Below are 7,903 nucleotides of genomic sequence, written 5' to 3'. Positions count from 1 at the left end.
CTGCTGCCCGGGGTACGGGCCGGCGGCCGGCTGGCCACCGTACGGGCCCGGCACCGGCTGGGCGTACGGCCCCAACGCCTGCTGTCCGTAACCCGCGGGGGCGCCTGCGGCCGGAGCAGGCATCCCGCCCGGCTGCCCCGGCGCGCCCGCGTAACCCGGCGTCCCGGCCGCCTGCCCGCCGCCGTACGGCCCTCCCCCGAAGGGATTGCCGTGCCCGGGCGTCTGCGTCCCGGGCGGCAGGTACCGCACCCGTCCGTTCTCCTCGGTCACCGGCATGAAGCCGGCCGCCTGCAGGCGCGCGGCGAACTTCGCGTTGCGCTTGCGCGTGACCAGCAGCCCGATGCCGAGGATCGCCATGACCACCAGCCACCCCACGCCCGCCGCGATGAAGTCGAAGGACTCACCGCCGGCGCGGAAGGCGAGGACCAGGCAGCCGGCGGTGACGCCGAGGGCGCCGTAGCCCATGCGCTTCTCGGCGTTCTTGCCGGTGAGGTCGAAGTTGATGCGGGCCTTGAGGAGTTCGAAGGCGTCCGGCACGAGCGGCGGGAGGGAGACGCCGTCGGACGCATTGGGGTACTGCGCCCAGTTCTGTGCGGCCCGGGCCCGGGCCTGCGGGCTGGGGTCGGGCAGGATCAGCATGGTGAGCGCGCCGTTGCGGCCGCTGCTCTGCCGGACGTCGGCGTACTCGTAGCCGAACTGCTGGGCGACGAAGGCCAGCCGGGCGAGCTTCTTCACGGATGCCATCGGGCTGGTGAGCTCGACCGGTTCGCCGCTCGCCATCAGCCGCAGCATCTTCTGTGTCTGCCGCTTACTCATCCCACCGCTCCCCCGTCGCCCACTGGGCACAGTTGTTCACATGCGCAACCCGGGCAGTTTTCCACACCGGGAAGGCCCCGGGGAACGGGGCCCCGTTATCCTCTAGCGGACCCCACACGGGAAGGGGAGAGTCCATGTCCGCTGAGTCGGGGGCCGAACGGCCCGGGACGCGGCGCCCGCAGCGCTCCTTTGCCGCAAACGTGGCCTTCGGAGCGGGGATGCTCCTCGTGCTGGCGACGGCGACGCTCGGCGCGTTCGCGGCCGTGGCCCTGCTGGGCGGGGCGGTGGACGCGGCCCCGCTCTCGAACATCGTGCCCGACGACGGGAACAACGCCCTGGTCGTGGGAGGCATCGCGAGCGGCGGGCTGACCGGGCTGATGCTGCCGGTGATCCTCTTCGGCATGGTGCGGGGGACCGAGGACACGCCCCGGGTCGGCCCGGGAGCCGCGGCACGCAAGGCGCTGGCCGTGCTGGTGTTCGATGTCTGCCTGCTGGTCGTGGCGTTGCTCGTCTCCCAGTTGGGGTGGTTCCTCCCGGCTCAGCTCACCACCGTCGTGGCCGTGTTCGCCGTCGGGTTCAGCTGGATGCCGCTGGCGATGGTCCCCTGGGAGCGGTTCGGGCTGGGGGATGTGTTCGGCAGGCGCCGGGGTTCCGCCGCGTCACGCCAGGCGGAGTGAGTCCGCCAGCTCGTCGGCGACTTCGGTGAGTTCCGCGCCGAGCCCCAGGGACGTCCACAGCAGCCGGCATTCCAGCGCGGTGGGGTGCTGACGCGGCAGGACGTAGTGGGCCACTCCCTCCACGATCGTTCCGCCGTCCGCGTCCGGGTCCGTCGGCTCCTGGCGGTGCACGCGCAGGGCCGGTCCCAGGGGCAGTTCGACCTCGGTGAGGACCTGCTCCCCGCCGAAGTACGGGCCCTCCGCGCGTTCCGCCTCGGCCCGGAAGGCGGCAACCGTCCGGGATTCCGGCGGGACGGTCAGCTCCCGCACCGTGCAACTGGCGACGACGGGCCCGTCCTGGGGGGCCAGGACCGCCGCGCACAGGGCGCCCTGCCGCACCGCCGCGCCCCAGTACCAGAGCAGGTCCGCCGCGAAGGCCTCCCGCCATGGCTCGGGGACGTCGTCGCCGAGGTGCTGTTCGGCCAGGGTGCGCGCCCAGGTCTCGGGGTCCTCGCTGCGCAGGTCCAGGACCAGCCAGTTGTGGTGGGCGGGCAGCGCCACCCGGCACTCCCGCCAGTCCGCCGGGTTCGTCATGGCCGGGCTCACCGTCCGGCCAGGGACGCGTCCGGGCCGGTGACGTCGATCTCCGGCTCGCCGCCGAACAGGCCGACGAAGCTGTTGGTGTCGGAGGCCGCGCCCGTCCCGGTGCCGCCCAGACCGATGGCGTTGTAGGCCATGGCCTGCTTGAACGCGTCGGGCGTGCCGATGAACCGCAGGTCCGCCGGGTCGATGTTCTTGATGCGCGCGAGCTCGTCGACCATGCCGGGCCCCGCGTACATGCTGGCCAGACCGCGGGCTCCGGCGGCGTTGTAGGCGTCGCGGGCCGCCGAGAGGTTGTCGCCGACCTTGAACAGGTCCCGCCAGTTGCCCCGGATGCTCGCCAGGTCGTCCGCGAAGGAGCTCGGCAGTCCGCGGAAGGCCGCCCGCAGGCCCACGTCGGGCAGGGCCGCCCCGGGGCGCGCTCCGGCCCGCGCCCCGACCATGGACTCGACGAGAGCGCGCCGCGCGGCCGAACTCATGCCCGGGTTCCAGCCGCGCACGTACTGCGTGGCCGCCGTCCAGACACGGCTGCGGCCGACGACGGCGGCGGCCTTGCCGCCCGCGGAGAAGACGCGCCCGATGCCGAACGTGGCGAGGCCCAGCGCGTCGATCGCCACGTCGCCCCAGGAGCCGTCGCCGTTGATGGCGAGCAGCACATGGCAGACCAGTGACACCGCCGTCATCACCAGGGCGATGGTGCCGAGCACTCCGGCCAGGGCCTGTCCGATGACGGGTATCCAGCCGACGAGCAGGGACAGCACCCCGCAGACGGCGGCGATGGCTCCCGCGATGTCGCTGACCATCTTCAGGGTGTCGCGCAGGTCGTCCAGCCAGCTGTCGTTGAGGCCGTCGCCCTCGGTGGTGTCGTGGATGCGCTTGGCGGCCTTGTCGCCGGCCTCCTTGTGACGAGTCTTCAGCTTGGCGAGCTGACCGCGCAGCCCGTCCAGTCCCTGCTGGAGGTCGGTCACGGCCTTGTCGAGCTTGTCCTGCCCGGCGTCGTCGGTGCCCTTCGGCGGGTTGTCCGCCGTGGACTTGGCGGTGGAGAGGCTGTTGTGCTTGGTCTCCGCCTGGCTGAGGAGCTTGTCCGCCTCCTCCTGGATGGTCTCCAGGTCGGTGGAGTAGTCCTTGAGGGCGACTCCGGCGTCCGCGTAGCGGTCGTGGGCCTTGCTCACGGTCTTGGCGGTGTCGTTCGCCTTCTCGGCGAAGGCGCGGCCGGCCTCGGAGTCCCAGCTCTCCAGGTTGCCGATCCGGCGCAGCGCGTCGGCGGTCTTGGTGATGGTCTGGGCGGTGAGTGTGAACCGGCGGGCGAGGGCCTTCATGTCGGTGACATCGCCGGGCACGGGGTCGCCGCTCTCGCCCAGCACCTCCCACCGGTGGTCGGCGGGGCGGGTCACTTCTTCTTCCCCTTGCCCGTGAGCGCGTCGTACAGCGCGGTGTCGAGCGCGGTGTACGCCTTCCCGGCCTCCTTGGCCATCGTCCCGAGCCCCTGGATCTCCTCGATCATCTTCTTGCGGTTGTCGTCCCAGCCGTCGGAGAACTCCTGCAGCCGGTCGTGCAGCGCCTGATGGCCGACCGTGCGGCGGTCGTAGGCGTCCATGAGCTTGTCGAGCCCTTCCAGCTCGGTCGCCACCGTCCGCAGGCCGGTTCCGGCCGTCTCGAGATCCTGGGTCGAGACCCTGAGCTTCCCGCTCACTCCCGCTCCTCCCCCGTCCGCTCCTCCTGGCGGTGCTGCCAGCGCAAGGTTCCGGCCACCGCGTCGAACAACTCCACCATGGCGTCCGCGATCGGCTCCAGCGGAGTGCTGAACGTCAGCATCAGCACCTCGTCGCGGCCTGGGACCGGTACGAAGTACTCGACGACGGTGTCCTCGAACTCGGAGCCCAGCCTGCGCGACTGCTTCGTCCGCTCCTGCCGCCGCAGCCGGGCCACGCGCCCCACGGCGGGCAGCGTCTCCAGCGTGACCTCGCCGGAGCCGGCCAGGGCGGCGACGGCGTCGAGGCCGTCGAACCTCTCGTACAGGCGGGAGACCAGCAGGGACGCCGACAGCGGGATGCCGCCGGCCTCCAGGAACGACAGGTACAGCACCACACCGCCCTGCTGGACGGCGGCGTCGGCCGTGCCGAGCAGCTGCTCCTCGGCCTTGCGGCGCAGTACGGGCTGGTCGTCGACACCCGCGAACTGCCGCTTGACCAGGGCGCTCACGGACGCCTCGCGGCGGTCGGCGGGCAGGAGCGGAATGCGGTACCAGTCCTCGGGCGTGATCAGCCCGAAGACCGGCGCGCGCGGTCCGGCCGGCTCTGCTGTCGGTGCTTCTGTCACTGTCGTTGCTCTCACCTGCGACCGAAAAGGGGCCCTGGACAAGGGCCGCTCATCGTCCGCCCCCGCCGATGCCGGCCCAGCTTAGGGCCTGTCGTCTGGATCAGGCCGCAGACGCGGGGTCTGGCACGCGCATCTGCCGCGTTGTCGTCGGTCCCCGACGCTCCGCGTCGACTCCCTCCTCCGCCGTGCAGCTGCACGCACCAGACCCCGCTCACCTGCGCTGAATGGCACCGCCTCTTTCCTGCGACCTGATCCAGACGACCGGCCCTAGCCGCCGCGTGCCACTCGCCTCCGGCTCCCTCGAACCCTCACCCGAGGCTCACTTTTCGGCCACAACCGGGGCTTCTGCTTCGCCGCCAGGTCCTCGACCCAGCCGAACGCCACGACACAGCCGCCGATCAGCACCCACGCCAGGAGCAGCACCGGCCAGGGGCTCTCCAGCAGACCGGGCACGTTCTGCTCCAGCACGGTGACGCTCCACAGCCGGTCCCACAGGGTCGCGGCGATGAGGATGCAGACGTTGTGCCAGAGGTAGATCGTCACGGCCCGGGAGTTGAGCAGGCCGACCGGCCCGGCCCAGCGGCGCAGCCGGCGCGGCCACTCGGACCAGGACGGGCTGACGTGCAGCAGCAGGAGCACCGTGCCGAAGGACCACAGGGCCTGCGCCAGGGGCATGCTGTCCAGGTCGTTGCCCGGGCCGAAGCCGTGGCGCAGGGCGTACCAGAGGCCGGCCAGGGCGATGGCGGGCGCCACGGACGGGACGATGTAGCGCGGCAGCCGCGCCAGGATGCCCTCCTGGTGGGCCATGCCGAGGATCCAGCAGGCACCGAAGGTGGAGAAGTCGGTGAGCGCCGAGGGGATCCGCTCGCCCGGCAGGGTGAGGTAGCCCCGCTCGAAGGCGACCGCCAGGGCGATCGGCAGGGCGAGCGTGACCACCGGCATCGCGCGCAGGGCCTTCAGCAGCAGCGGGGACAGCAGGACGTACCAGAGGTAGGCGCGGATGTACCACAGCGGGCCCGCGAGGTCGGCGGCCCAGTTCTCGCCGACGTAACCGTGCAGCCCGGGCAGGCCCTCCGCGTAGGGCGGGTCGCTGAGCGGGACGATCCAGAAGGTGAGGTGGAGCAGCCACCAGCCGGGGTGCCCGTCGGCGTCCGGCCCCCAGCCCTGGAGGACCATGCCCGTGACGCCCACGGCGCCCAGCAGCCACAGCGGGGGCAGCAGCCGGCGCATCCGGCCGCGGATCACCTGGACCGGCGGGCGCTTCAGCGACCGGGCCATGAGGTTGCCGGCGAGGGCGAACATCACGCCCATGGACGGGAACACCAGCGGCAGCCAGGCCCAGCCGGTGAGGTGGTACAGCACGACACGGAACAGGGCGAGGGCGCGCAGCAGGTCGAAGTACCGGTCGCGGCCGGGCTTCTTGCCGGAGGCCGGCTCCCTCGGCGCGGCCTCGGTGGCGGGAGTCGCGTGCGTGGTCATCCGACGGGCCTCCCGTCCATCTGCGGCCGGTTCGCGGCGGCACCGGCCCCGGGCAGGCCCACCGCGCCGGTACGCCGGAGCTTCTGCCAGCGCAGTCGGCCGCCGGTGAGGGCGGTGATCCAGGACTGGAGCAGGACGACGTACATCAGCTGGCGGTAGAGGATCTGCTGGAGCGGGAGTGAGATCAGGTGGGTCATGCGTTCCTTGTCCAGGTGGAACGCGTAGGCCGCGCACACCCCTTGTACGGCGAGGACGCCCAGCCAGGCGCCGATGGTCTTCTCCGTCGGGCCGAACACCAGCCCGTACAGGAGGAACACGTCGATGAGCGGGGCCAGCAGGGGCGCCACGACCATGAACATCGACACGAGCGGCATTCCCACCCGTCCGAAGCGGCCCGAGGGACCCCGCTCGACGAGGGACCGGCGGTGCTTCCAGATCGCCTGCATCGTGCCGTACGACCAGCGGTAGCGCTGGGACCACAACTGCTGGACGGACTCCGGGGCCTCGGTCCAGGCGATGGCCTTCTCCGCGTACACCACGTGCCAGCCGTCGCGGTGCAGGGCCATGGTGATGTCGGTGTCCTCGGCGAGCGTGTCGTCGCTCATGCCGCCGACGCGTTCCAGTGCGCCGCGCCGGAAGGCGCCGACCGCGCCGGGGATCGTCGGCATGCAGCGCAGCACGTCGTACATGCGCCGGTCGAGGTTGAAGCCCATCACGTACTCGATGTGCTGCCACGCGCCGATGAGCGAGTCCCGGTTGCCGACCTTGGCGTTGCCCGCGACGGCACCCACGCGCGGGTCGCCGAAGGGCTGCACCAGTTCGCGGACGGTGGTCGGTTCGAAGACGGTGTCGCCGTCCATCATCACGATCAGGTCGTACCGGGCGTTGGCGATGCCCCGGTTGAGGGCGGCGGGTTTGCCGGCGTTGAGCTGCCGGATGACGCGTACGCCGGGCAGGCCGAGGTTCTCCACGATGCGGGCGGTGCCGTCGGTCGACCCGTCGTCGATGACCAGCACCTCGATGGGGTGGTCACTGGCGACGAGGGAACGGACCGTCTGCTCGATGCACTTGGCCTCGTTGTAGGCGGGCACGAGGACGGAGACGGGTTCCGTGACGGTCGCGCCCCATTGGAAGCCGCGCCGGCGGACCCGCCGGGCGTGCGCGACGGACAGGATCAGCATCAGCCCGAGACGCCCGAAGACGAGCACGCCGACGACGGCGAGACCTGTGACGAGGACGCCGGTCGTCTTCTCGGAGGCCTGCACGAGGAAGACCCACGCCTTCCCCTTGACCGCCTCCAGTCCCGCGACCGGCGTGTGCGCGCTGGGCGCGTCGAGGGCGCCGGTGAGGGTGTGGAAGCGGTAGCCCTCGGCCTGCAGCCCGGTGACGTACCGGTCGAGCGCGGCGACGGTCTGGGAGCGGTCGCCGCCGGAGTCGTGCATCAGCACGACGGCGCCCTTGCCGGCCTTCGGCGTGGCGTTGCGGATGATCCGCTGGACGCCGGGCTTGCGCCAGTCCTCGCTGTCGGTGTTGTTGACGATGGTGATGTAGCCCTTGCTGCCGATGTACTCGGTGACCGGCCAGGACTTGTTGTCCATGTTGTACGCGAACGACGAGTAGGGCGGACGGAACAGCGAGGTGCGGATGCCGGCCGCTCCGGCGAGTGCGAGCTGGTTCTGGGACAGTTCCCAGTCGACCCGGCTCCTGCTCTGCAGCGACAGGTCGGGGTGGTTGAAGGTGTGCAGTCCGATCTCGTGGCCCTCGTCGACCATGCGCTGGACGAGGTCCGGGTAGCGGGACGCCATCGTGCCGGTGACGAAGAAGACGGCCCGGGCGTCGTGCTTCTTCAGCACGTCGAGGACCTTGGGCGTCCACTTCGGGTCCGGCCCGTCGTCGAAGGTCAGCACGAGCTCGTGGTCCGGGAGTTCCAGACTGTGCGGCTGCCCGTTCCTGCTGTCGATGACGGGCCCGCCCTTGAGGATGTCCTTCGGGACCTGGTCACTGGCCGCGGGGGGCCCGACCCGGTGGTCGGC

General features: G+C 71.6%; 8 protein-coding genes. 1 reads left to right on the top strand and 7 read right to left on the bottom strand.

Annotated elements, in window-relative coordinates; all coding sequences use genetic code 11:
• A partial coding sequence (locus tag CCL05_RS21530) for a hypothetical protein (protein WP_208641588.1) occupies nt 1–816 on the bottom strand: 816 nt, incomplete at its 3' end.
• Nucleotides 817–950: 134 nt separating this feature from the next.
• Here CCL05_RS21530 and CCL05_RS21525 point away from each other — a divergent pair.
• On the top strand, nt 951–1,493 hold the full coding sequence (locus tag CCL05_RS21525) for a hypothetical protein (RefSeq protein ID WP_086562122.1): 543 nt from the start codon (nt 951–953) through the stop codon (nt 1,491–1,493).
• Here CCL05_RS21525 and CCL05_RS21520 read toward each other — a convergent pair.
• The 6 genes from CCL05_RS21520 to CCL05_RS21495 form a co-directional block, all read right to left on the bottom strand.
• Entirely contained in the window at nt 1,476–2,066 is a 591-nt protein-coding gene (locus CCL05_RS21520; protein WP_086562121.1) for a hypothetical protein, read from the bottom strand. The genes CCL05_RS21525 and CCL05_RS21520 overlap by 18 nt on opposite strands.
• Before the next feature lie 8 nt (nt 2,067–2,074).
• Nucleotides 2,075–3,466: a hypothetical protein gene (locus CCL05_RS21515; protein WP_086562120.1), complete on the bottom strand. Its 1,392-nt coding sequence runs from the start codon at nt 3,464–3,466 to the stop codon at nt 2,075–2,077.
• Nucleotides 3,463–3,765 (bottom strand): hypothetical protein, encoded by a 303-nt coding sequence (locus CCL05_RS21510; RefSeq protein ID WP_086562119.1) that lies wholly within the window; start codon nt 3,763–3,765, stop codon nt 3,463–3,465. The genes CCL05_RS21515 and CCL05_RS21510 overlap by 4 nt, the downstream gene beginning before the upstream one ends.
• A complete protein-coding gene (locus CCL05_RS21505; RefSeq protein ID WP_086562118.1) occupies nt 3,762–4,391 on the bottom strand; it encodes a hypothetical protein in 630 nt (209 codons plus the stop codon). The genes CCL05_RS21510 and CCL05_RS21505 overlap by 4 nt, the downstream gene beginning before the upstream one ends.
• Before the next feature lie 267 nt (nt 4,392–4,658).
• The gene (locus CCL05_RS21500; RefSeq protein WP_086562117.1) at nt 4,659–5,870 is read right to left on the bottom strand and encodes an acyltransferase family protein; all 1,212 of its coding nucleotides are present in this window, start codon (nt 5,868–5,870) and stop codon (nt 4,659–4,661) included.
• Nucleotides 5,867–7,903 (bottom strand): bifunctional polysaccharide deacetylase/glycosyltransferase family 2 protein (locus CCL05_RS21495; protein WP_086562116.1); only part of this gene is annotated, 2,037 nt, incomplete at its 5' end. The genes CCL05_RS21495 and CCL05_RS21500, both read right to left, overlap by 4 nt.

The sequence above is a fragment of the Streptomyces africanus genome (assembly GCF_002150735.1).
GTDB classification, from domain to species: domain Bacteria; phylum Actinomycetota; class Actinomycetes; order Streptomycetales; family Streptomycetaceae; genus Streptomyces; species Streptomyces africanus.
Note: the sequence above shows the minus strand (reverse complement) of the source record. Positions and strands in the feature narration are given on the sequence as shown.

Bases quoted from the DNA above. Each gene is read 5' to 3' on its own strand.
- CCL05_RS21500 (WP_086562117.1), bottom strand. From the start codon at position 5,870: ATGACCACGCACGCGACTCCCGCCACCGAGGCCGCGCCGAGGGAGCCG.
- CCL05_RS21520 (WP_086562121.1), bottom strand. From the start codon at position 2,066: ATGACGAACCCGGCGGACTGGCGGGAGTGCCGGGTGGCGCTGCCCGCC.
- CCL05_RS21525 (WP_086562122.1), top strand. From the start codon at position 951: ATGTCCGCTGAGTCGGGGGCCGAACGGCCCGGGACGCGGCGCCCGCAG.